The sequence below is a fragment of the Rheinheimera sp. SA_1 genome (genome assembly GCF_001669775.1).
Taxonomy (GTDB): domain Bacteria; phylum Pseudomonadota; class Gammaproteobacteria; order Enterobacterales; family Alteromonadaceae; genus Pararheinheimera.
The window spans coordinates 226273-250666 of record NZ_LXWK01000017.1; the positions used below are offsets into that span (position 1 = coordinate 226273).

Here is a 24394-nt window from a genome sequence, read left to right on the forward strand (position 1 = left end):
AACTCTCTTATTATTGTGGGTGTAGTGAAAATACTTAATGCCAGAATATTTGCAGAACCAGCATATCGGCTCTGGCTGAGCGCGGCAATCGAATTAAATCAGCGGTCGATAACCGGGAAAACGCAGTGACAAAAAAGCCTGCACAAGGCAGGCTTTTTCCGAAATCCTTAGAATTACCCCAAGAAAATCCGACCATTGCGGAACATCCGCATCCACGGGCTATCTTCTTGCCACTCATCCGGATGCCAGCTGTTGCTGACGGCGCGGAATACCCGCTCCGGGTGCGGCATCATGATGGTGACGCGGCCATCAGTCGTGGTAAGTGCAGTAATACCGTTCGGTGAACCATTTGGATTGTTCGGGTATTGTTGCGTCACCTGGCCATGGTTATCGACAAACCGCAGCGCGATGGTACCGCTTTGCTCGGCTGCAGCTAAAGCTGCAGCATTAGCAAATTCAGCATGGCCTTCACCGTGCGATACGGCGATCGGCATTTGTGAGCCAGCCATGCCAGCCATCAGCACTGACGGGCTTTGCTGCACTTGTACCAGGCTAAACCGTGCTTCAAAGCGGTCTGATTTATTACGCACGAAACGTGGCCACAAATCCGCACCCGGGATCAGCGACTTCAGGTTCGACACCATCTGACAACCGTTACAAACACCAAGTGTGAAAGTGCTGTCGCGTTCAAAGAACCGGGCAAATTCAGAGCGTGCTTTGTCGTTAAACAGAATGGATTTTGCCCAACCTTCACCGGCGCCTAATACGTCACCGTAAGAGAAACCACCACAAGCGACTAAGCCGTTAAATTCTTCGAGGCCTCTGCGACCCGACAGAATATCGGACATATGCACGTCAACCGCAGTAAAACCAGCGCGGTTAAAGGCAGCTGCCATTTCAACGTGTGAATTGACGCCTTGTTCACGCAGCACGGCAATCCGTGGTTTTACACCTTTGAGAATATAAGGCGCAGCCACATCTTCATTTAAGTCAAAGCTTAACTTGACGTTGAGGCCCGGATCGGTTTTATCCGACTTGGCTTCAAATTCTTGTTTGGCACAATCTGGGTTATCCCGCAGCGCTTGCATTTGATAAGTGGTTTCAGCCCAAATGCTGCGCAGACGAGTGCGTGAATCGCTGAAAACCACGTTGTTGCCACGGCGTACCGTCAGCTCGTCGCTGTTGTTTACCGCGCCTAACAGATGGCTGTTGGCTGCCAGATTAAAGTCAGACAGCACTTGCTGCACGTAACCAAGTTCTGAATCTGCCACCTGAATGACTGCACCCAGCTCTTCGCTAAACAACACCGATAAATCATCTTGTGCTGCCAAGCCAAGTGATGATACATCCACAGTCCAACCCGCTTTACCAGCAAAAGCCATTTCCGCTAATGTCAGCAACACACCACCGTCTGAACGGTCATGGTAGGCAAGCAGTTTTTGCTCAGCCGTCAGCTTCTGCACCGCATTAAAAAAGTTGATCAAAAGTTCTGGCGAGGCCAAATCCGGTGCCGATTGACCCAGCTGTTTGTACACCTGTGCTAAACAAGAGGCACCTAAGCGGTTTTCGCCGAGGCCTAAATCAATCAGTAATAACGACGAAGCGCCTTTATCGGTGCGAAGTTGTGGCGTGACAGTTTTACGCACATCTTCAACCCGGGCAAAGGCGGTGATCACTAGTGACAATGGCGAGGTCACAGCTTTTTCTTCACCGTTTTGTTGCCATTTAGTTTTCATCGACATCGAATCTTTGCCAACCGGAATAGTCACTTCCAGCGCCGGACACAACTCTTCACCAATGGCTTTGACCGCAGCATATAAACCGGCATCCTCGCCCGGGTGACCGGCCGCAGACATCCAGTTGGCCGACAATTTAATCCGTTTTAATTCACCAATATCAGTGGCGGCGATGTTGGTAATGGCTTCTGCCACCGCCAGCCGTGCTGAAGCAGCAAAGTCTAACAGGGCAACTGGCGTACGTTCGCCCAATGACATGGCTTCGCCGTGATAAGTATCAAGTGCAGCTGTGGTGACCGCACAGTTCGCCACCGGCACCTGCCATGGGCCAACCATTTGGTCGCGCGCTACCATACCGGTGACAGAACGGTCACCGATGCTGATTAAAAAGGTTTTTTCGGCGATAGTCGGTAAACGTAATAACCGTTCAGTCGCTTCAGTAACGCTAACACCAGCGAAATCTAACGCCTTACCGGCCGTTTGTTTTGACTCCACATCGCGGTGCATTTTTGGCGCTTTGCCAAGCAGCACTGACAGCGGCAGGTCAATTGGCGTATTACCAAAATGCTTGTCTGACAGCGTTAAGTGTTTTTCAGCGGTCGCTTCACCAACGACCGCATACGGGGCACGTTCGCGTTTACAGATTTGCTCAAACACCGGCATTTTGTCCGCCGGAATGGCCATTACATACCGCTCTTGCGATTCGTTACACCAGATTTCCAGCGGCGACATGCCTGGCTCGTCGTTCGGGACGTTACGCAGTTCAAACTTGCCGCCAACCCCACCGTCGTTCACCAGCTCCGGGAAGGCGTTGGATAAACCACCGGCACCCACGTCGTGAATAAACACGATTGGGTTGTCCGCGCCTAACTGCCAGCAACGGTCGATCACTTCCTGACAACGGCGTTCAATTTCCGGGTTCTCGCGCTGCACTGAAGCAAAATCTAAATCTTCCGCCGACTGACCAGAAGCCATCGACGAAGCGGCACCACCACCCAAACCGATATTCATCGCTGGGCCGCCTAAAACCACCAGCTTAGCGCCAACCGGTAAATCACCTTTTTGCACGTGTTCAGCGCGAATGTTACCCAGACCACCAGCTAACATAATTGGCTTGTGGTAACCACGCACTTCGTCGCCATTGTGGCTTGGCACTTTTTCTTCGTAGGTGCGGAAATAACCTAAGATATTCGGCCGACCAAATTCGTTGTTAAAGGCTGCGCCGCCGAGTGGGCCGTCGATCATGATATCGAGGGCTGTCACAATCCGATCTGGTTTACCAAAATCGGTTTCCCACGGCTGTTCAAAACCCGGGATCCGTAAGTTCGACACTGAAAAACCAACCAAACCCGCTTTTGGCTTTGACCCAACACCGGTCGCGCCTTCATCACGAATTTCGCCGCCAGAGCCGGTTGCAGCACCTGGGAATGGCGAAATCGCCGTTGGGTGGTTGTGAGTTTCAACTTTCATCAGCACATGAATATCTTCATGGTGATATTGGTATTCCTGGGAATCTGGTTTTGGGAAAAACCGGCCGGCTTTAGAGCCTTCCATTACCGCAGCGTTGTCTTTGTAGGCTGACAACACATAATCCGGCGTGACTGCCATGGTGTTTTTAATCATTTTAAACAGCGACTTAGGCTGTTCTACACCGTCGATGGTCCAGTCGGCGTTAAAAATCTTGTGACGGCAGTGCTCAGAGTTGGCCTGCGCGAACATATAAAGTTCGATGTCGTTTGGATTACGGCCTAAGGTGTTGAAATTGCTGACCAGATAGTCGATTTCATCATCGGCTAATGCCAAGCCTAAGCGGATATTTGCTTCAGCTAAAGCTGCACGGCCACCAGCTAAGATATCCACCGAAGCTAAAGCTGCCGGTTCTGCTTTACGGAACAAGGCTTGAGCCTGCTGCAGTTCTGTAAACACCGATTCCATCATTCGATCGTGCAACAGCGCCGCTACTTGTTGCTGCTCAGCTGCCGTTAAGGCGCGGCTGGTATCAACATAATACGCCAGACCACGCTCTAAGCGTTTGACCTGAGTGAGACCGCAATTGTGGGCAATATCAGTGGCTTTGGATGACCATGGCGAAATGGTGCCTGGACGTGGCGTGACCAGCAATAAAGTACCGCTGGGTTGATGACTGGTGATGGTAGGTCCGTAGGTCAGCAATTTATCGAGTACGTTTAACTGATCAGCGCCTAATTCAGCGGTCAGATCGGCAAAATGAACAAACTCGGCATACAAACTGGTGACAGGCAACGCCGCTTTGGCGCATTGATCAATGAACTTTTGAATTCTGAACTCGGACAGTGCTGGTGCACCACGCAGGATCAACATAGGCTTTTTTTCCCGTGGGTTGAACGTCGATGGAACCTCAAATCAGGCGCCGCATTATATAGAAGATCGCGTCTAAAGGGTATGAGTAAAAACTGACTGCTGCCCGGAATTTTGGTATAACAGGCGCCTGAAATTTAGGAAGAGTGTAGGTTGATGCGGTTTTTGATGTTGATTTTAATGCTGACTTCAGTGCTGGTGGCTTGTACACCGGCGCCTGAACCTATGCATTTACATCAAATCTATCAACGGGATAGCATTCGCGTTGGCATCTTAAACGGCCCTACCAGTTACTACGTTGCCGCCGACGGCCCCACCGGTTACGAGTACGAATTAGCGGTCGCTTTAGCCGACCGGCTAGGGGTGAAATTAGATCTGGTTCCTAGTTTTCACCTCGAAGAATTGTTACAAAAACTCAATTCCGGCCAGGTCGACGTGATCGCAGCCGGTTCAACCGTTTCACAAAGCCTGCGTCAGCAATATCGACTGGCACCCGCTTATCAGCTGAGCGACGAAGTGCTGGTGTTTAAACAAAGCAGCAAAAAACCCAAAAGCCTTGCTGAGCTGACGGAGCCGGTGGTGGTGATCCAGGGCTCTAGCCAAGCCGAAACTGTACTCGCCAAAAAAGCAGAATTTCCGGATCTGACTGTCAGCTTGAACAGCACCGATGATTCGACCGAACTCCTGCAACAAGTGGCTGAAGGGAAAATCAGTTACACCGTGGCCGATTCCCATGTGCTGGCGATTAATCAGCGGTTTTATCCGGATCTTGGAGTAGCGTTGGTGCTAAAAAGCAAACAACCGGTCGCCTGGTTATTGCCCAAAAATAACGACGATTCACTCTTTAGCGTGATGGTCGAATTTTTCGGTCGAAGCTATGAAGGCGCCGAATTGCTGACGCTGGAGGACAAATATTTTGGCCATGTCCGCAAATTTAACTATGCCGACACCTTGGATTATATTGAAGCCATCGATCGCACCTTGCCGCGCTATCGCGCCTTGTTCGAACAACATGCCGGTAGCCACGACTGGCGGTTTTTAGCGGCCATTGCCTATCAGGAATCACGTTGGGACCCTAAAGCCCGCAGTCCACAAGGCGTGGTTGGGATGATGATGTTAACGGTTCCCACGGCGACTTTAATGAAAGTTACTAGCCGGGTCGATGCGGCGCAAAGTATTCGTGGCGGCAGCCGTTATCTGCAAAGACTGCTGGATCGAATTCCAGAGCGGGTCAACATGCCGGATCGACTGTGGTTTGCACTGGCGGCTTATAATATCGGCTACAACCATGTCGACAGTGCGCGGCGGCTGACTGAAAAAGACGGTGCCGATCCGGACAAATGGGCTGAAGTAAAACAGCGCTTGCCGCTACTGAAACAACGCAAATACTACAGCCAGACCCGCACCGGTTATGCCCGCGGCGACCATGCCGTGTATTACGTGGAAAATATCCGCCGTTATTACGACACATTGCTGTGGGTTGATGAGAAAAAGCAATCAGAGCTAAAAATTCAGCAACAAAAACAGAAGCTTGCTGAAGAATATGCTGAGTTACCTACCAACGCTGCTGCGACGAAGCAACTACCGGCAAAAGCGCCGGAAAAAAAAGCAGCAGCCGATGCCAAAACCAACCAGCTGCAGTCACCTGCAAAAACCAGTAAAAACCAGTAAAAATTAGCAGCAGTAAAAGCTTGCCCCATAGTTTCCAGCCATCAAGCCGTCTTGAGAATGCCGACATAGCTGGTTATAGTGAAAATAACTCCAGCAACTCGGCCAAGAGTTGTGATTAGCGAACACAGGACATCACCCATGCTCAGACGGAAAAAACCAAAGATGCTGCGAAAGCGTCGAATTATGGATGTCAGCGCCGTGCGGCGCCGGGTCAAACGCAGCCTGGCGGTAATGAAATTACATCGTCGGCAACGTAATTATCAGACCATCACCCAACATCAGCACCAGTCAGAAATGCTAACCTGATGCTGCCCTTGACTATGGATAGCCTGACGACGCTTAAATAATCCGAATCTACTCTCCGGCCGCTTGAGATTTCAACATCGCTGCTAGTTCCTTTTGCTGCTTATGGTGTTGCCGGCGCTTACGGAAAAATTCCGACAGTTTTGCCCCACACTCTTCCGCTAGCACACCACCGGTCACCAGCAACTGGTGATTGAGCACCGGATGTTGCACCAAATTCATTACCGACCCGACAGCCCCGGTTTTAGCATCAAAGGCACCAAACACCAGTCGCCCCACCCGACTATGCACCAGCAAACCGGCACACATCGCACAAGGCTCCAACGTCACATACAAAGTTGTCTCAAGTAGCCGATAATTCTGTAGTTGCTGCGCCCCTTGCCGCACTGCCAACATTTCAGCATGCGCCGATGGGTCATGCTGACAAATCGACATATTCCAGCCTTCGCCAATAACCTGATTATCTTTGACCAGCACTGCGCCGACCGGAATTTCACCGGCTTGCTCGGCTTTGTCGGCCAACATCAGCGCGTGACGCATCCAGCGTTCGTCGGAATGTTGCTGACTGTCAGCGTCACTCTTAGCATCGCCCCTGATATCCCTGACAATAGGCGGCTTAATTTCATCCATCTTCTGGTGCTCAACAGTGAAGTAATCAGGGAATTTTACCATTGTCGACTGGTAAAATTGACTATTATCTGGTGCAACAGAAAATACCTTGCCACAACAAATATGTAAGCTACTGTTTTTAAATGACTATTACTTTGGTATAACAATTGCTGTCGTCAGTTATCAATCAGAGAAGAAGGAAATAATCATGGGTGTTTTTGATGTAGGATTTGTCGCTGTGGTATTGGCTTTTGCATATGCTTTTTATGAGCAACACACCAAAACCAAAGTGAAGTTACATAGCGGCAGCGCAGCCAACGATACGTTACAACAAGAAATTACCGAGCTGAAAAAGCGGGTTGCCACTTTAGAAGCCATTGTCACCGACAAGTCTTATACCCTGAAGCAACAGATCGACCAGTTATAAATTGCTCTAGGTGCGCTAATAGAAAGGTGCGCTGATAGCAGTGACTACAGTATTGAAGATATTCAGAGATACAAAAAAGGCGCCGAAGCGCCTTTTTTATTATTTATCAAATGGTTATTCCCACTCAATCGTCGCTGGTGGTTTGCCCGACACGTCGTACACCACGCGTGAAATACCATTCACTTCATTGATGATCCGGTTCGACACAAGACCCAGCAGCTCGTACGGCAGGTGCGCCCAGTGTGCGGTCATAAAGTCGACGGTTTGTACCGCACGCAGTGACACCACCCAGTCGTATTTGCGGCCATCACCCATCACGCCAACTGATTTTACCGGCAGGAATACCGTGAATGCCTGACTGACTTGTTCGTACCAGCCGGATTTATGCAGCTCTTCAATAAAGATGGCATCGGCTTTGCGCAGTAAATCGCAGTATTCTTTTTTCACTTCGCCCAGCACCCGCACGCCTAAACCAGGGCCTGGGAACGGGTGACGGTACAGCATATCGTATGGCAGACCAAGCGCCAGACCCACTTTGCGCACTTCGTCTTTAAACAGTTCGCGCAATGGCTCAACCAAGCCCATTTTCATTTCCGCTGGCAAGCCGCCGACGTTATGGTGTGATTTAATCACATGGGCTTTGCCGGTTTTCGAAGCAGCCGATTCAATTACGTCCGGATAAATGGTGCCTTGTGCTAACCATTTGGCATTGCTCAGTTTTTTCGCTTCTTCGTCAAACACTTCGACAAAAACCCGGCCAATGATTTTGCGTTTGGCTTCTGGCTCAGCTTCGGTAGCTAGGGCATTCAGGAAACGGTCTTCGGCTTTGACATGAATAATGTTCAGACCAAAATGGTCGCCAAACATGTCCATCACTTGCTGGCCTTCGTTTAAACGCAACAAGCCGTTATCGACAAACACACAGGTCAGGTTTTTGCCGATAGCGCGGTGCAGCAGCATCGCTACCACCGACGAATCAACGCCACCGGACAGGCCTAAAATCACCTGATCGTCGCCAACCTGACGTTTGATATTGGCAATAGCCTCTTCAATAATGGTGGCTGGTGTCCACAGTTTTTCACAACCGCAGATATCAACAATAAATTGTTCCAGCATCCGCATGCCCTGACGGGTATGGGTCACTTCCGGGTGGAACTGCACGCCGTAAAATTGCTTGGCTTCGTTCGCCATGGCGGCATGTGGGCAAGTTGGCGTCTGCGCTGTAGTGACAAATCCGGCCGGGATTTCCACTACTTTATCGCCGTGGCTCATCCAGACATCGAGTAAACCGTGGCCTTTATCATTCACGTGATCTTCAATACCAGCGAACATCGGGTTATTGGCGATAATCTCGACCTGGGCATAACCAAATTCACGTTTGTCTGAACCAGAAACTTTGCCGCCAAGCTGTTCAGCCATGGTCTGCATACCGTAGCAGACGCCTAATACCGGCACGTTGGCTTCAAATACATATTGCGGCGCGCGCGGCGAACCAGCTTCAGTCACACTTTCCGGACCACCGGATAAAATAATACCGGTTGGGTTAAATTCAGCGATTTGCTCTGCAGTGACATCCCAGGCCCAGAGTTCACAATAAACGCCGATTTCGCGGACACGACGCGCGATTAACTGGGTATATTGCGAACCGAAGTCGAGGATCAGAATACGGTGGAAATGGATATTTTTGCTCATATCAACCTTGTGTCGGTAGCGGGCCGGCAAGCGCCGACCGGAAAAACCACGCTGGCATGCACCAACGATAAAAACAACGCCGGCATGGCTGCCGGCGCTTTGAACTTAGCCAATACGGTAGTTTGGCGCTTCTTTGGTGATCTGGACGTCGTGGACGTGGGACTCGCCCATACCCGCTGACGTCACTTTGACAAACACTGGCTTGGTGCGCAGGATGTCAATGGTCTCGCAACCGGTCAGACCCATCGATGAGCGTAAACCGCCCATTTGCTGGTGAATGATGTTTTCGATTGGGCCTTTGTAAGCAACCCGGCCTTCAATGCCTTCCGGTACCAGTTTTTCCGCGTTGTTGCTGCCCTGGAAATAACGGTCAGATGAGCCATTACGCTGCGCCATGGCGCCTAACGAACCCATACCGCGGTAAGATTTGTAATAACGGCCCTGATACAGCTCAACTTCACCCGGCGCTTCTTCAGTACCGGCAAACATTGAACCGACCATCACGCAATGTGCGCCAGCCACTAACGCTTTGGACACATCACCTGAAAAACGAATACCGCCATCGGCGATAATACAAACGTCAGTGCCTTTCACGCCTTCAACTGCATCAGCAATAGCCGTGATTTGTGGCACACCACAACCGGTGACAATCCGCGTGGTACAAATAGAACCTGGACCAATACCGACTTTTACTGCGTTGGCACCGGCATCTGCCAGCGCTTTAGCGCCTTCAGCTGTGGCCACGTTACCGGCGACAATTTGTAAATCCGGGTACATAGCGCGGGTTTGTTTCACCCGGTCAATCACGCCTTGCGAGTGACCATGGGACGTATCAATCAGCAGAATATCAACACCGGCTTCAACTAACGCAGCAATCCGCTCGTCAGTGCCCGGGCCCACACCAACCGCAGCGCCTACGCGCAACCGACCAAATTCATCTTTACAGGCATTTGGTTTGCTGGCGGCTTTGTAATAATCGCGAACGGTAATTAAACCTTTCAGTTTAAAGTCGTTATCCACGACTAAAGCTTTTTCGATGCGGTGTTTATGCATCAGGTTTAACGCGTCCTGACGTGGTGAATCTTCGTGGACTGTAACCAGACGCTCGCGTGGGGTCATCACCGAAGAAATTGCCGCTTGTGGATTGGTTTCAACGTTTAAGTCACGGCCAGTCACGATACCAACTAAGTTGTTGTCAGCATCGACCACCGGGAAACCGGAGAAACCGTGTTGATGAGAGAGTTGTTGTACGTCGCGAACTGTTTGTTCCGGACGCACTGTCACCGGATCACGCACCACACCACTTTCGTATTTTTTTACTTTACGAACGTTGGCGGCTTGTTCTTCGATGGTCATGTTTTTGTGGATAAAACCCAGACCGCCTTCTTGTGCTAAGGCAATAGCAAGGCGTGCTTCGGTCACTGTATCCATCGAGGCTGACACCATCGGGATATTCAGAGTGATTTTGCTGGTCAGTTGAGTCCGCAGATCTGCGGTGTGGGGTAACACTGTGGAGTGCGCTGGGACAAGTAACACGTCGTCAAATGTGAGCGCTTCTTTCACGATCCTGAGCATTGCAACAATCTCGCTGTGTGGATTAAAAATCTGGGAATGTTGCGGCGCTATTTTAGGCGCTTTTGCCGTCCGTCACAACGCATTTTTTAGTTTTGTGGTAGATTAACCACAGGATCACCTATTCACACACCGTAAAACTGACCTTATGCAACAAGCCGACATCTACACCGTTTCCCGCTTAAACTCTGAAGTTCGCCTGACGCTGGAGCTACAATTCCGGCAGTTATGGCTGGTCGGGGAAGTGTCGAATTTTGTCGCTGCCAGTTCAGGCCACTGGTATTTTTCTTTGAAAGATCAAGCGGCTCAGGTCAAAGTAGCGATGTTTAAGACCAGCAATCGCAACGCAGCCTTTACCCCGCGCAATGGCCAGCAAGTGATGGTGCGGGCGCGCATTAGCGTGTACGAACCACGTGGTGAATATCAGTTATTAGCCGATTTTATTGAACCGGCCGGTGATGGCTTGCTGCGCCAGCAATATGAGCAACTCAAAGCAAAATTGGCTGCCGAAGGCTTGTTTGCGCCTGAGCGGAAAAAGCCATTGCCATTGAATCCGCGCACCATTGGCGTGATCACTTCCCCCACCGGTGCCGCCATCCGCGATATTTTAACCGTGCTACAACGCCGGGCGCCGGGCCTTGAAGTAATCATTTACCCATCTTTAGTGCAAGGCGCGCAGGCTGCCAGCGATTTAACCGCCGCTCTGCAAATGGCGATCCGCCGCAATGAATGTGATGTGTTGATTATCGGACGAGGCGGTGGTTCGTTAGAAGACATGTGGTGTTTTAACGACGAAACACTGGCGCGCACAATCGCGTTTTGCCCGATCCCAATCGTTAGCGCTGTTGGCCATGAAATTGATTTTTCCATTAGTGATTTTGTGGCAGATCTGCGTGCTGCTACGCCTTCGGCCGCAGCCGAATTAGTATCGCCTGATCAACAACATCAATTAACCCAGCTGATGCAATTGAAGCAACGACTGGCGCAAAGCATGCGCCAACGTTTAGGTTTTGCCGCGCAGCAGTTTTTACATCAGCACAGTAAATTGCAATTGTTGCATCCGGCCAGACGGTTGCAGCAGCAACAGCAACGACTGGATGAGCTGCAAATCCGGCTGAATCAGGCGATGCAACAACGCTTAACGCGTAAAGCGCAGCAGCTGCAATTGCAGCAAAAATCATTGGCTTTGGTATCACCGCAGCAACGTTTACAACGCCAGCAACTGCAGTTGCAGCAGTTACAACACAAGCTGCAACAGGCGATGGCAGGCCAGCAGCAAAAACAGCTGCAGCGTTGGCAGCGGTTATCCGGCCAGCTGCATATCGTCAGCCCGCTCGCCACCTTACAACGCGGTTATAGTATTGTGTTTGCTGAAGATGGCGCGGTGATTAAAGATCAGCAGCAAGTTACTGCGGGTAACAAGGTGCAGGTTCGTCTTGCCAGCGGCGGTTTTTCGGCCACTGTCACAGAGCTTAAAGCAGCAGACTGATCCGGCTGCGGCAATCTCTCAACAGTTGTAGTGAACTTCCTTACAGACCCTTACAGATCCGGTTCAAACTCACAACAGTCCTCCTGCTTACCTTTGGTTAACCTTTACCTCACTTAAAAGGAGGTTAACCATGCGAAATATCAATACCCCAAAGCCATACAAGCTTACGCTCGCTGCCGCGCTCATCAGCGCTGTTTTACTCAGTGGTTGTGGTGATGACAAAAAAACCGAAACAAAGGATCTAACCGGCGTCTGGCAAAAAGCCGGCTATGGCGAAGTCTGGCAAATTAGCCCAACCAACATCGTCAGTTATTATCACAACAAAATGGGTTGTGTAAAAAATACTGAGTATCCAGCCCAAAGCAGCCAAAAACTGCTGACGTTATTAAAACTCAATGAAACTGGCGACGAGTTCAGCATGCCAGAGGATGGCGGTTACATTGGTCGCTGGAGCCGGATCAAACAGTTGTCTGAAGCGTGCCAGAAACCGCTGAATGGTGAACAAAGTGCCAGTGTTAACTTTGAATTTTTCTGGCAGGACGTGCAGCAATATTATGCATTTTTACCAGAGCGCAAACTCGACTGGCAGCAAATTTATCAACACTATCAGCCGTTATTTGCCACGGCCACGCCATTGCAGGAACAACAGTACTACCGGGAAATCATCCGTCAATTTAACGATGCCCATGTCGATTTAACAATCGGTGAGGATTTTTACGTCTCCGGCGTCGCGACTAAAGGTTTCCTGGTGGATATCGCGGCACAAACTGATGATCCAGAGCAAGCAGCTGAGCTGGAAACACAAATTCAACAAAGCATCGAACAGCAAATCGACAGTTTGTTACTTGAACCAGGGTTACAACAACCACTGCAGACTGAACATATCAGCTATGGCCTGCTGCCTGGCAATATTGGTTATGTGCGGTTTAATCAGGTGAGTCTGCTGTCCGGGAGCTCAGTTGAAAACAACCTTGATTATTTGTTGGGTTTCCCGGCAGAGCTGAAATTGGCGGATACCGCCATGCAGGAAATAAAACAGAAATTGGCGGGTACCCAAGCGATGGTGCTCGACCTGCGTTTTAACTTCGGCGGTGATGATCAGTTGGCTTTTGCATTGGTCAGTCATTTTAACCAACAAAGCCGGGTGATTGGCAGTAAAAGCTTGCGTTCGGGCACTTTAGAGTCGCTGACGCTACCCGCGGCAGCCAATCCTTATCTGCAACCGTTGCTGGTCCTGACCGGCGGTATGACCGTCAGCGCGGGCGAAGTGATGGCGCTGGCGCTGCAAAGTTTGCCGCAAGCAACCTTGATCGGTGAGCCAACCCAAGGCTCCATGTCCAATGCTCTGGAACGTTCCTTACCCAATGGCGGTCGTTATCGACTCAGCAATGAACTGTATCTGGACCCGCAAAAGCAGCTGCTGGAAGTACAAGGTATCCTGCCAGACATCAGCACGGCCGCTTATGTCAGCCTCGATCAGCCGTTGGGTAGCGTGACCGCCTTAGATGTGGCCTTGCAACAGATCAAAGCAGCGCCGCTGAATAGCCCGGACCAGGCCGGTGTGCAGCAAGCGATCAGCCAATTCCGCCAGCAGTTTAATCAAGCGGGCCTTGCTGCTGCGCTCGTTCGCAACGGCAAAGTGGTGCACAGTTTCGCCGATGGCATGGCCGATATTGAGCAGCAGCTAGCGATGACCGCCGATACGCCAGTGCTCACGGCATCGATCAGCAAAACCATGCTTGGCACGGCAATGGGTTTGCTGAATATTAACCCGGCAGCACCACTTCCTGCCTTGCCACTGCGTATCGACTGGCCGGTCGCCCACGCCAAACCGTTGTCGTGGCGCGAATTGGCACAGCATCAGTCCGGTATTCTCGACCACTCGCAAACGCTGATTTGTGCCATTTACCTGCAAGACGACGGTAGCAGCTTGTTTAACTTGCTGGCAGAAGATCAGCAACCTTGCGCCGCACCGCAGCGCGATCACCAGTTATTCCTGACCGACTATTTGCAACAATCAGGCGCGTTTTATCAGCCGGAAAATTTCGGCACGCCAGGTGAAACCCATTACAGCAACGTCGGCGCTGAACTGGCCAGTCTGGCGCTGGAGCAGCAGCTGGGCGAACCTTTTGCCAGCTGGTCCGCCCGGGAAATATTCGCGCCATTGCAGCTGAAAAATACCAGCTGGCCGGCGCTGGATAGCGCCAATACCGATAATAGCGATAGCAGCGCTCTGGCAACGGCCACCGAGCAAGTGCCAGCCCAGCTGTACATTCCGGCTGGCGACGAATTAATCCAGCTACCACGCTACAGTTCCTCCGATTTTTACGCCGGTTCTTTGCATAGCTCTGCGCATGATTTAGCACGCTATTTGGCCGCTATCGCCAGCAAAACCCCGCAATATCCGCTGCCTGGCTTTAACGCGACCAAGCAACAAACCGTGCTTGGGTTGAATGTTCCCCGCGTGCCTGGTGCGGAATTTCCGGGCTTGTTCTGGCATAAGTCCGGCGATTTTGTTGGTCACACCGGGCTTTTTGTCGGTGCCAACAGCCTGATGTATTACAACACCGCCACTGAAACCGGTCTGGTGCTGCTGCTCAATAGTGATGGCCAGCATTGGTTAGCCCCGGACGCGGCAAAAACCCAAGCCTATGAAATCGCTTTGTATCAGCTGGCCGGGCAACTATACCGCCATGCGTTAGCGCTTTAAGCCCGCCACTCACCTTTTACTGCAGGATTTTTTGTATGCAAACTATGATTTTTCACACCACCGGCGAGGCGTTGCCGAAATCTTTTCGATTGTCTTTGTTGGTGGCTGGCCTGGCGTTGACGCAGCCGCTCCAAGCCGACGACCTTCACGTACCCGTAGCAGCCAGCAGCGAAGAACCAACTATCGAACGCCTGAGTATCCAAGGCAAAAAACTAAATTCTGACACAGAACCAACAGCCGCGACGGTGCAGCTGCTTTCGGTGGCCGGGGTGATGAACGACCCTCTCACCGCCGTATTCAGCCTACCAGGTGTTGTTTATGCGGATGGCGATTACGGTGGCCAGCCCGCGGTGCGTGGATCGTCACCAGATGACAATGCGTTTTTAATTGACGGACTACCGGCCGGCTACCTGTTCCATATTTTTGGCAATAGCATCCTCAATGAGAATCTACTACAGGATTTCCAGCTCCATCCGGCAGCCTTTGGTGCTGAGTATGGCAATGCCACTGGCGGGGTATTTGCAGCTAAGCTGCGCGACCCAAGGCAACAGGACATCGGTGGTGTGGCCGACCTGAGTTTTATGCAATCTGGCTTGCTGCTAGAAGGCGCCATCACCGACACCCAGGCGTTTTACACTTCGTACCGGCAAAGTAATCTGCAGTATTTTTTCAAAAAAGGTGATGAGTTGGATGACGATGTAACGTTATACCAGCCGCCGACCAGCTCCGATTATCAGGCGCGCTATTTGTGGCAACCGGACGAGCAGCATAAATTCACCCTGACGGCCGCCGGTGCCCGTGATGAAGCGCGGGCGAACATCGCAAAGAACTCCGAACAAGGCAGAACAGACCCGGATACCATCGGCGATGCCTACATTCATGCCCGTTTTGACAGTCAGCTGGCGCAATATCAATACCAGCTGCCGGGTGTTTATCAGCTGCAACTGAGTCTGCAACAACTCGACGATCAACAACAAACCGGTTTTGGTGCCGGCCAGTTTATCCGTTATCAGGATAAAACCCGCACGGTACAGTTGCTGAACCAATGGCAATATCACCCTGATCATCAATTGCACTTTGGTCTGGAAACCCAGCAGCGCAAGCTAGATTATCGCTTTGATATCGTGCCTTATTATTGCACCGATCATCAGCCGGACTGCTTTGAACAACGTGGTGACCGTATTCAGGATCAAGGCGATATCAGCTACCGTAGCGACAGCGCTTTTGTGACTGAGCAATGGCAATTATCGCCAGCCTGGAATTGGCAATTGGGTGTCAGGCTGGAACAGCAGGATTATCAACAACGGCTATCACCACAGGGGAAAAAACAACGGTTGATCCTACCCCGTAGTCAATTAAGTTTTGCCGCGACCGATCAGCTGGAACTGCTGCTTAAAGCTGGTCGATACAGCAGGTTTGGCGATATTGATAGCGTGCTGCCAAAAACCGGCAATCCCGAATTATTGCAACCCAAGGCCGACCATCTGGCGTTTGGCGCCAATTATCAGCTAAACGACCACTGGTCAGTCAGCGCTGAAACTTATCTGAAAAAACTCAGTCGTTTGCCACTGGCGCTGACCGAACAGGATGCCGATCAGGCAAAACACTATAGCAACGATACTTCAGGCCGGGCTTATGGCGTGGAATTGTTGTTACGCAAAACGCCAGAAAGTAAAACCGCTGGCAACTTTGACGGCTGGGCATCGCTCAGCTGGTCAAAAGCTGATCGCACCGATGAACGGCGCCAGATCACCACCGAGTATTATCTGGATACGCCGCTGATTGCCAATCTGGTGCTGAACTATCAACTAAGTAACAACTGGAAATTGGGCGGTCGGCTGACGGTGCGCTCCGGTGCCAAATACAGCGCTATTGTGGGCAGTAAACCCAACCCTTATAACCCGGGTTACCGGGTGGCGGTTTACGGTGAGCACAACGCTGAAACGTTGCCACTGTATCATCGGCTGGACTTACAGGCTGACTATGACAGCACGTTGTTTGGTTTACCGGCTACTTACAGCTACGCCATTTTGAATGTGCTGAACCGGCGCAATATTTCCGGTTATTATCTGATGGCTGGCAAAGACGATCAGGCGCAAAGCTATCAGATCCAAGCTGATGAAAATATTGGTATATTTCCATCTATTGGTATCAAAGTAAAATTTTAAGCTGTTGTTGGTGTGGTCTCGAGTTGCGGGGAAAGACACCAACAACATAAAAAATTACACTTTTTAAACATCTACTGTCGGGGCTTAACAGGTATCATTTGCGCGACGTAGGGCATGTAGCACTGGCAACGCAGATGGGAAGATGGTCGATGGGAAGATGGTCGATGGGAAATTGGTTGACCCGAATACGTTTTATTGAAACATCGCAATTTAGCGAGTTTTTAATATGAACATCCGGCGGCAATGGGTGCTGGGTCTGTTGCTCAGCCTGAGCTGTGGTTATGTCCAGGCCGAAGGCGCTGATACGATAAAGAGCTGGTTCGAAGACTTCGAAGGCACACTGTATCTGGGCGTTGGTAAAGGTTTTCACAATACGCTGGTGCCGGGTTTGGATCAGGAGCACGACATTAACCAAGGCCTGTTGTTTGTGGTCACTGGGGATCTGCGTTGGGGTAACTTTTTTATCGAAACGCCAATCCACCGCAGTGGTGCTTATGTTTACAGCGCGACCATTGGCTATCGGTTTTATCAGCAACAGGAACATAGCTGGGATCTGATCGCCAGCAATTACAATGTCTGGATACCTGACAATAAACCCAGCACTGCAAGTCCGCAGTTAGATGGACTAACAATCCGCAATGGCGATTCAGTCCATGCATTGCGTTACCAGTATCAGTATCAACAACATGCTATCGGAGTAGAAGCCGGGGTGGATTTAATCGACCATCGTGGCTTTATTGGCCGGGTAAGTTATAGCTATTTATTGCCTTGGCGTAATCTGGACTTATATTTGAATGCAGCTTTGACTTTCGAAGCTGCAAAAGTGGTGAATTATTATTATGGGGTGCATCCGGATGAAGTCCGGCCAGACCGGCCGTTATATCGGCCTGGGGCAGGTCTAAAAACCCATCTGGGGGTAACGGCGATTTATCCATTGGCTGAAAACTGGCAACTGGATGGCAGTGTCGGCCTGAATTTGTTCAGTAGCAGTTATTTAGACAGCCCTTTGGTTACCCGCTCGCACGAACAAGTGGCGATTGTGATGGTGCGTTATGTCTTTTAACCATCAGCAACTTTTCTGGTTGCTGCTGACGGCGACGCTTGCTCTGCAGAGCTTCTTTGCGGGGGCCGCCGATGCCGTCGCCGTGGTGCTTAAAATCACCCCGGATACCTGTGTCAGTCTGCAACAAGGACGCACGTGCTACAGTAAAGTGACCGCCCGCTGGCACAGCAATCAGCCGCTAGACTTGTGTCTTACCATCGAAGATCAGGTGCTGCAATGCTGGAAACAACAGCAACAAGGGCAACATCAATTTGAATTTGCCGCAACCTCGACCAGTGTGGTGCGTTTGCTGCGAGACCAACAGCAACAACCCTTAGCGCAGGCGCAGATTGCGGTAAATTGGGTGCACCAGGCCTCCAGAGCCAAGCGGCACTGGCGCTTGTTTTAGGAGTCCTTATGGCCGGTTACGGTACAGTGTTATTGGTGGAAGATGATTTGTCGCTGGCGAGCTGGGTGACCGATTACCTGCAACAAAAAGGCTATCAGGTGATCCATCACAGCCGCGGCGACACGGTCATGCCAGCGATGATGCAGCTGCAAGTCGACGTGATATTGCTTGATGTGATGTTGCCGGGGATCAATGGCCTGGAGCTGTGCCGTTTGTTACGCCAGCAGTACGCCCTACCCATTCTGATGTTGACAGCACAAGGTGAAGAAATGGATGAAGTGCTGGGTTTACAACTCGGTGCCACCGATTATCTGATTAAACCAGTGCGGCCCAGAGTATTGCTGGCACGAATTGAAGCGGCGTTGCGCAACCGGTTGCCAGTCGCCGAACCCGCCGCTTTACCACCAACCAGGCTTCAATTTGCTCAGCTGGATATTTGTGCAGAGGCACAACGCGTATTGTTATTTGGCGAAGAAGTACCACTGACCAGCGCAGAGTTCAGTTTGTTATGGTTTCTGGCCTGTCATGCCGGTCAGATCTGTAGCCGCGATCAGGTGTTTCTGGCGTTGAAAGGCCGTGAACACGATGGCCTCGACCGGCGTTTTGATGTGATGGTGTCAGTGCTGCGCAAAAAGCTGGCCGATGACGCCACCAATCCCAAGCGGATTAAAACGGTGTGGGGCAAAGGGTATTTGTTTGTCGCTGACGGCTGGCAACAGCAATGAGCCGCCAACTCACACAAAGCGGGATCAAACCCTTATGCTAAAACTGTCGATAAGTCTGATGCTGTCGGCTATTTGTGCATTATTTTTGCTCGGCAGTTTACTGGACCAACTGGCTGGTCCGGCTGAACCGACAGCCACCTCTGATCAGCGGTTAATGCCGCTTTTAGTGCAGCAATTGGCCCTGGCAGCCGACCAGCAAAGTGCAGCACAACTAGCAGATTGGGCCGCGCAACAAGCTGCTGTCTGGCAATTGCCTATCCGGCTGGAAAGCGCAGCAAATCTGGCGTTACCTTATGAATTACAACAGCAATTACATCAACCTGCTGGTTTACAACTGGCCGGCGCAGATCATCAGTATGTGCTTAAAGCCTTAGACGCCCATCCCGATTGGTTGCTACGGCTGCAATCGCCTAGCCAACCAGACACTCACCCGACCGACTTATGGCTGACGTTATCGTTGTATGTTGGAATTTGTTTGATCATGTTGTTCTGGCTGCTGCCGCTGACACGGCGCTTATGGTTACTGAATCAAACCACGGCGCAATTTGGTCAGGGCGATTTAACCGCGCGGCTGGCGCCTTCGGCCTGGTCTTATATTCCGGCACTGGAACAAAGCTTTAATCAGATGGCAGCACAAATCACCCAGCTGCTGGCCGACAACCAGTTGCTGGCAAGCTCATTATCCCATGACCTGCGTACACCGCTGGCCTGTTTCCGCTTTGGTCTGGATGCTGCGCTGGAATGTGATGATCCACAACAAAAAGATTATTACTTGCGCCGGCTGGAACAAGATCTGGACCGGATGGAAGCCATGGTGAATGCCTTTTTAGAATACGCCAGCATGTCGCGGCAGCAACAGCAACTGACTTTTAGCCAGGTCGAACTGCGTGCCTGTTGTCGTCAAGTCGCCGAGCAGTGCCAGCCGCTGCTGGAGCGGCAACAGTTGAAATTGCAACTGAGCCTGACCGGTAGTGACATCTGGCTGGAACAAGCCAATCTGATTTATCTGCAACGGGCTTTATTAAATGTACTGCACAACGGCTGCCGCTTTGCCAATCAAAGGCTGCAGCTACAGATTGAACTGCATCATGGCGAAGCCTGGATTTTAATCAGCGACGACGGTCCAGGTATTGCCCCGGAAGATGCCGAGCGAATTTTTCAGCCTTTTGTCCGACTGGATCAGACCAGCGATACCACGACCACTACCCAATTTGGCTTAGGGCTGGCAATAGTGCAGCGTATTGTCAGCTGGCATCGAGGAAGGGTCAGTGTGCAGCAGGCAGAAGCTGGCGGCGCTTGTTTTGTACTGAAGCTGCCGTTGCATCGGGGTACTACTGATTAACTCGCAACAGCACGTCCTTATGCGCTGGAGTGGTGTTTTGTATCACTGTAAAAACTTTTGCAGTAACGCAACCCGCTGTGGCCGCTGAAACAGCTGATACAGCTCCAGCCATTGCTCTGCGCTCATCCACGGAATGCCTTGTCGAATTTGCAATTGCGCCTGATCAAACTGCCAGCTGATGCGCTGCTCAGCCTGTACTACAGCAATGTCCGCCATCAAATCAAGCTGCGTGCCATCTGCAGCAACAAAACAGGCGAAACAACGACTTTGATAATACGGGTGTGGTGCCACTTCAACCGGACGCAGCGTGCGGCTTAACTCCGATGATATCTGCGCAAAATCAGCAGCGACACAGACTAAATCCACATCCCGTGCCTGACTGAGTAAACCAAGCTCGCAGAGTAACAAACTACCGCCAACGCCAAAGCGGTAACCTTGAAGCTTAGGTAGCAGTTGTTTCAGTAAGGTAAATGCTGGCAGCTGTTCAAGCAGATCCTGACGGTCTGTTGCAAGCTGACTACCGTCTGCTGCGGATTTCTCCATTCGTCCTGCTCCAATCGCTTCAATAGAAAAGCCGCACGGATGCGGCTTTGTCGTCAAAATTTGTTATGAGCGAATAGCCATTAAGGCTTATGCTGACCTGGTTTTTTCTTATTCGCCAGATTAGCCCGAGCCTTTAACAACCGTTCACGTTTGTAGGTCTGATGCGGTGTTAAATTGCTACGACGTTCCGCAAATGGGTTTTCGCCACCGCGGAATTCAACGCGAACCGGCGTTCCCATCATCTGTAAAGATTTACGGAAATAGTTCATCAGATAACGTTTGTAGGAATCTGGTAAATCTTCTACCTGGTTGCCGTGGATGACAATCAATGGCGGGTTGTAACCACCGGCGTGAGCGTATTTCAGCTTCACACGACGGCCTTTCACCAAAGGCGGCTGGTGATCTTCCTGCGCCATGGTCATGATTTTGGTCAGGAGTGCTGTACTGACGCGGCGGGTAGCCGAATCAAAAGCTTCTTCCACTGATTCAAATAAATTACCGACACCAGAGCCGTGCAAAGCAGAAATAAAATGCAACCGGGCAAAGTCGATAAAACCTAACCGGCGGTCCAGCTCACGTTTCACTTCGTCCTTGATGCTATCGTTCAGGCCATCCCATTTGTTGACGGCGATCACCAGCGAACGGCCGGAATTGAGCACAAAACCTAAAATACTCAGATCCTGATCAGAAATACCTTGCTGCGCATCCAGTACCAAAATCACCACGTTGGCATCTTCAATCGCCTGCAGCGTTTTGACCACCGAGAATTTTTCCACCACATCATCAATTTTACCGCGACGACGTACACCAGCAGTGTCAATCAGGGTGTACTTACGATCGCCCCGCTCCATCGGAATGTAAATAGAATCGCGGGTAGTACCAGGCATATCAAACACGATGACGCGTTCTTCACCGAGAATACGGTTGGTCAGTGTCGATTTACCAACATTCGGCCGACCAACTATCGCCAGTTTAATGTGTAAATCGCGCGCTAGTTTCTCAGCGTCTTCATCCACCGGTTCCAGCGGTTCACCGGCGGCATAGGCTGCTAAACGAGCGGCTTGTGACTCAGATAATATCGGAACCAACGCCTGTTGCAGCAAATTGGTGACGCCTCGACCATGTGCAGCGGCGATTGGGTACACTTCACCAATGCCGAGACTGTAAAAATCGGCGATGGCAGTGTCGGCATCTAAACCATCAGTTTTATTCGCCACTAAAAACACTGTTTTATTGATCCGGCGAATATGATTGGCAATCGCGATATCAGCGACATTAACGCCGGCACGGGCATCCACCATAAATAGTACGATATCGGCCTCATCGATGGCACGCAGCGATTGCTCGGCCATTTCCAGTTCAATGCCTTCTTCACTGCCGTCGATACCACCGGTATCGACCACAATAAATTCCAGACCTTCATAATCAACCGAGCCGTATTTACGGTCCCGGGTTAACCCTGGAAAATCCGCCACTAAAGCATCGCGGGTGCGGGTAAGACGGTTAAATAATGTAGATTTGCCGACATTTGGACGGCCAACCAGGGCGACTACGGGTAACATGGAATTTCCTCAATCTTATAGAGCGAACCGACTTGGTTCACCTGACCTCTGGGTCAAATCAAACAGTTTGTTCCCTGTGTTCATGAAGCTGCAGCCTCAATGACTTTGGGTGCCCCTTGCGTACTAAAAATAGCTGGGCTACAAACTAAAAAAACAGGCCTGCGAACAGGCCTGTTTCTGCACTTGTTTCGGGCAGACCTTATTCAGGCAAGTTCAGCAAGGTGATTTCACCGTTGCGGCTTTGCAATAATAAATATTCACTGGTTGCAACAGCTTCGGCATAAAACCCAGAACTGTCAAACTCGTGACGTGCCAGATATTCGCCATTGGTTTTGTCAAACCAATGCAGATTGCCTTCGGCATCACCGACCACGATATACTTTTTGTAAACCGTTGGAGCTGTTACAAAATGGCGATGTAACACCAATTGCGCCCAGCTTTCCAGACCGCTACGGGCATCAATAGCGTACATTTTACCTACAGAATCAACTAGGTACAGCACATCTTCTTCAAGAGTCATAGCACGGAAACTGGCATATTCACGTTTCCATACTTCACGGCCGGTACGTAAATCAAGAGCCACCAACTGACCGTTGTAGGCGATGGCAAATACTTTTCCATCGTGCACAATCGGCGTCGAATCAACGTCGATAATCCGGGCCAAATCAGTAGCGCCTTTCGCCAGCGCTATCGGTTCTTCCCAGGCTGGTACCCCTTTGTCAGAAATCAGTGCGCCAACTTTACCGTTGCCGGTGCCAAAAATAACACCACCGTTGGCAGCCGCGACCTGGCTAATACCACGCAGAGTCAACAGGCCATTTTCAGTTTCGTGCATCCAGCGTTGCTCGCCGGTATCAGGTTGCAGCGCGAAAATACGGCCACCACCTGTGCTTACCAACACTAAACCTTCAGCCGCTACCGGAGCCGCCAGCACTTCGCCGCCCACTTTCACCGACCAAACTTTCTCGCCGGTTTGTGGATTCAGCGCAAACACAGCACCATCTTCAGTACCAACCAGCACTTTGTCGAAACCGACGGAAACTGCACCACCGATTTTCGCCGAACGGCCGTTCCACCAATGGCTCAAACCGCCAAACAGCGGCGCATCATCACCATCACGTAAATCAATCGACCATAACTCGCTGCCACTGCTTAAATCAAAAGCTGTCACTTCGCCATTACGGCTGGCGGCAAATACTTTGTTGTCAAAAATAGTGGGTTTGAGCTGCACATCATAATGACCAATGCCATCGCCAACCGAGCTACTCCAGACTTCCTGCGGTTCCACTTTATTCGTGATATCCGGCAGCGTTGGCTCGTCATCTTCTTTGGAAGAACAAGCTGAAAGGGCTAACAGCAGAAGTACCGCTACGCCGACAGGTTTTACCGATAACTTCACATCAACCTCTTAACTGGCAACATGGGCCAGTTCGTTCAATTTCACTTGTAACAACGGATTTTTGCCTGCTTCAGATGCAGCCAGTGCGGCCTGATAAGCAGCTTTCGCTTTGCTCTCGTCACCTGATTTCAGCAGCACATCCCCTTTCAGTTCTTGCTGCTGTGCGGTAAAGCTCTTGGGTAAAGTGGCATTTAAAGTACTGAGGGCAGCTTCAAAATTGCCTTGCTCAGTTTGCACCCGCGCCAGCCGAAGGGTGGCAACGGCGATAATTTCCGGAGTTTTGGTATTGGCTACAACCCAGGACAACTGCTTCTCAGCAACGACAAAGTCTTTGGCCTGCACAGCTTCTTTGGCGGCCAACAACGCGGTCAGCACGGCATAAGAACTACCTGGGTTTGCTTCAATAAAGGTTTGGGCTTCAATCAGCCAAGCAGACTTATCAGCGCCTTCAGCCGCAACTTTTTCAATCAAAGCAGCATATTGCGAAGATTGCCCCTGAATAGATGCAACTTGTTGTGCCTGATAAAACCGAAAACCATATAAACCGGCTAAACCAATCACCACACCGGCAATAATAGACACGCCATTTTGTTTCCAGAAACGTTTAATCGCTTCAACTTGTTGTTCTTCGGTATTGTAAATTTCCATCGTTCACTCC

At 50.8% G+C, this 24394-nt stretch carries 18 protein-coding genes; 10 read left to right on the forward strand and 8 right to left on the reverse strand.

Annotation, left to right across the window (positions count from 1 at the left end):
* Positions 1 to 173: 173 nt before the first annotated feature.
* Complete coding sequence (gene purL, locus A5320_RS16590; RefSeq protein WP_068067439.1) at positions 174 to 4076, reverse strand: phosphoribosylformylglycinamidine synthase; 3903 nt, start codon at positions 4074 to 4076, stop codon at positions 174 to 176.
* 153 nt (positions 4077 to 4229) lie between these two features.
* On the opposite strand from purL, the gene mltF reads away from it, so the two are divergent.
* Positions 4230 to 5744, forward strand: a complete 1515-nt coding sequence (gene mltF / locus A5320_RS16595; RefSeq protein WP_068067440.1) for a membrane-bound lytic murein transglycosylase MltF — start codon at positions 4230 to 4232, stop codon at positions 5742 to 5744.
* Between the two features lie 162 nt (positions 5745 to 5906).
* Positions 5907 to 6050: a hypothetical protein gene (locus A5320_RS22165; RefSeq protein WP_197490173.1), complete on the forward strand. Its 144-nt coding sequence runs from the start codon at positions 5907 to 5909 to the stop codon at positions 6048 to 6050.
* Positions 6051 to 6098: 48 nt separating this feature from the next.
* Here A5320_RS22165 and tadA read toward each other — a convergent pair whose 3' ends face one another.
* Complete coding sequence (tadA, locus tag A5320_RS16600) at positions 6099 to 6677, reverse strand: tRNA adenosine(34) deaminase TadA (protein WP_197490157.1); 579 nt, start codon at positions 6675 to 6677, stop codon at positions 6099 to 6101.
* Positions 6678 to 6864: 187 nt separating this feature from the next.
* Here tadA and A5320_RS16605 point away from each other — a divergent pair, with 187 nt between their 5' ends.
* Entirely contained in the window at positions 6865 to 7083 is a 219-nt protein-coding gene (locus tag A5320_RS16605; RefSeq protein ID WP_068067446.1) for a hypothetical protein, read from the forward strand.
* Positions 7084 to 7197: 114 nt separating this feature from the next.
* On the opposite strand, the gene guaA is transcribed toward A5320_RS16605, so the two are convergent.
* Positions 7198 to 8775: a glutamine-hydrolyzing GMP synthase gene (guaA, locus tag A5320_RS16610; protein ID WP_068067447.1), complete on the reverse strand. Its 1578-nt coding sequence runs from the start codon at positions 8773 to 8775 to the stop codon at positions 7198 to 7200.
* Positions 8776 to 8880: 105 nt separating this feature from the next.
* Positions 8881 to 10350 (reverse strand): IMP dehydrogenase, encoded by a 1470-nt coding sequence (guaB, locus tag A5320_RS16615; RefSeq protein ID WP_068067449.1) that lies wholly within the window; start codon positions 10348 to 10350, stop codon positions 8881 to 8883.
* Between the two features lie 145 nt (positions 10351 to 10495).
* On the opposite strand from guaB, the gene xseA reads away from it, so the two are divergent.
* From xseA to A5320_RS16650, 7 genes are all read left to right on the forward strand, one after another.
* A complete protein-coding gene (gene xseA, locus A5320_RS16620) occupies positions 10496 to 11836 on the forward strand; it encodes an exodeoxyribonuclease VII large subunit (protein ID WP_068067452.1) in 1341 nt (446 codons plus the stop codon).
* Between the two features lie 130 nt (positions 11837 to 11966).
* Positions 11967 to 14546: a serine hydrolase gene (locus tag A5320_RS16625; RefSeq protein WP_068067454.1), complete on the forward strand. Its 2580-nt coding sequence runs from the start codon at positions 11967 to 11969 to the stop codon at positions 14544 to 14546.
* Between the two features lie 35 nt (positions 14547 to 14581).
* Positions 14582 to 16714, forward strand: coding sequence for a TonB-dependent receptor (locus A5320_RS16630; RefSeq protein WP_068067458.1), 2133 nt, complete (start codon positions 14582 to 14584; stop codon positions 16712 to 16714).
* Between the two features lie 226 nt (positions 16715 to 16940).
* Entirely contained in the window at positions 16941 to 17777 is an 837-nt protein-coding gene (locus A5320_RS16635; protein WP_068067461.1) for a MipA/OmpV family protein, read from the forward strand.
* Positions 17767 to 18165, forward strand: a complete 399-nt coding sequence (locus A5320_RS16640; RefSeq protein WP_068067464.1) for a DUF3019 domain-containing protein — start codon at positions 17767 to 17769, stop codon at positions 18163 to 18165. Before A5320_RS16635 ends, A5320_RS16640 begins: the two co-directional genes overlap by 11 nt.
* 8 nt (positions 18166 to 18173) lie before the next feature.
* On the forward strand, positions 18174 to 18890 hold the full coding sequence (locus A5320_RS16645; RefSeq protein ID WP_068067468.1) for a response regulator: 717 nt from the start codon (positions 18174 to 18176) through the stop codon (positions 18888 to 18890).
* Between the two features lie 34 nt (positions 18891 to 18924).
* The gene (locus A5320_RS16650) at positions 18925 to 20232 is read left to right on the forward strand and encodes a HAMP domain-containing sensor histidine kinase (protein ID WP_068068150.1); all 1308 of its coding nucleotides are present in this window, start codon (positions 18925 to 18927) and stop codon (positions 20230 to 20232) included.
* Positions 20233 to 20274: 42 nt separating this feature from the next.
* Here A5320_RS16650 and A5320_RS16655 read toward each other — a convergent pair whose 3' ends face one another.
* From A5320_RS16655 to A5320_RS16670, 4 genes are all read right to left on the reverse strand, one after another.
* Complete coding sequence (locus tag A5320_RS16655) at positions 20275 to 20775, reverse strand: hypothetical protein (protein WP_082971840.1); 501 nt, start codon at positions 20773 to 20775, stop codon at positions 20275 to 20277.
* A gap of 80 nt (positions 20776 to 20855) precedes the next feature.
* Entirely contained in the window at positions 20856 to 22337 is a 1482-nt protein-coding gene (gene der, locus A5320_RS16660; RefSeq protein WP_068067471.1) for a ribosome biogenesis GTPase Der, read from the reverse strand.
* A gap of 199 nt (positions 22338 to 22536) precedes the next feature.
* Positions 22537 to 23736, reverse strand: coding sequence for an outer membrane protein assembly factor BamB (gene bamB / locus A5320_RS16665; RefSeq protein ID WP_068067474.1), 1200 nt, complete (start codon positions 23734 to 23736; stop codon positions 22537 to 22539).
* Positions 23737 to 23745: 9 nt separating this feature from the next.
* A complete protein-coding gene (locus tag A5320_RS16670; protein ID WP_068067477.1) occupies positions 23746 to 24384 on the reverse strand; it encodes a YfgM family protein in 639 nt (212 codons plus the stop codon).
* Positions 24385 to 24394 lie beyond the last annotated feature (10 nt).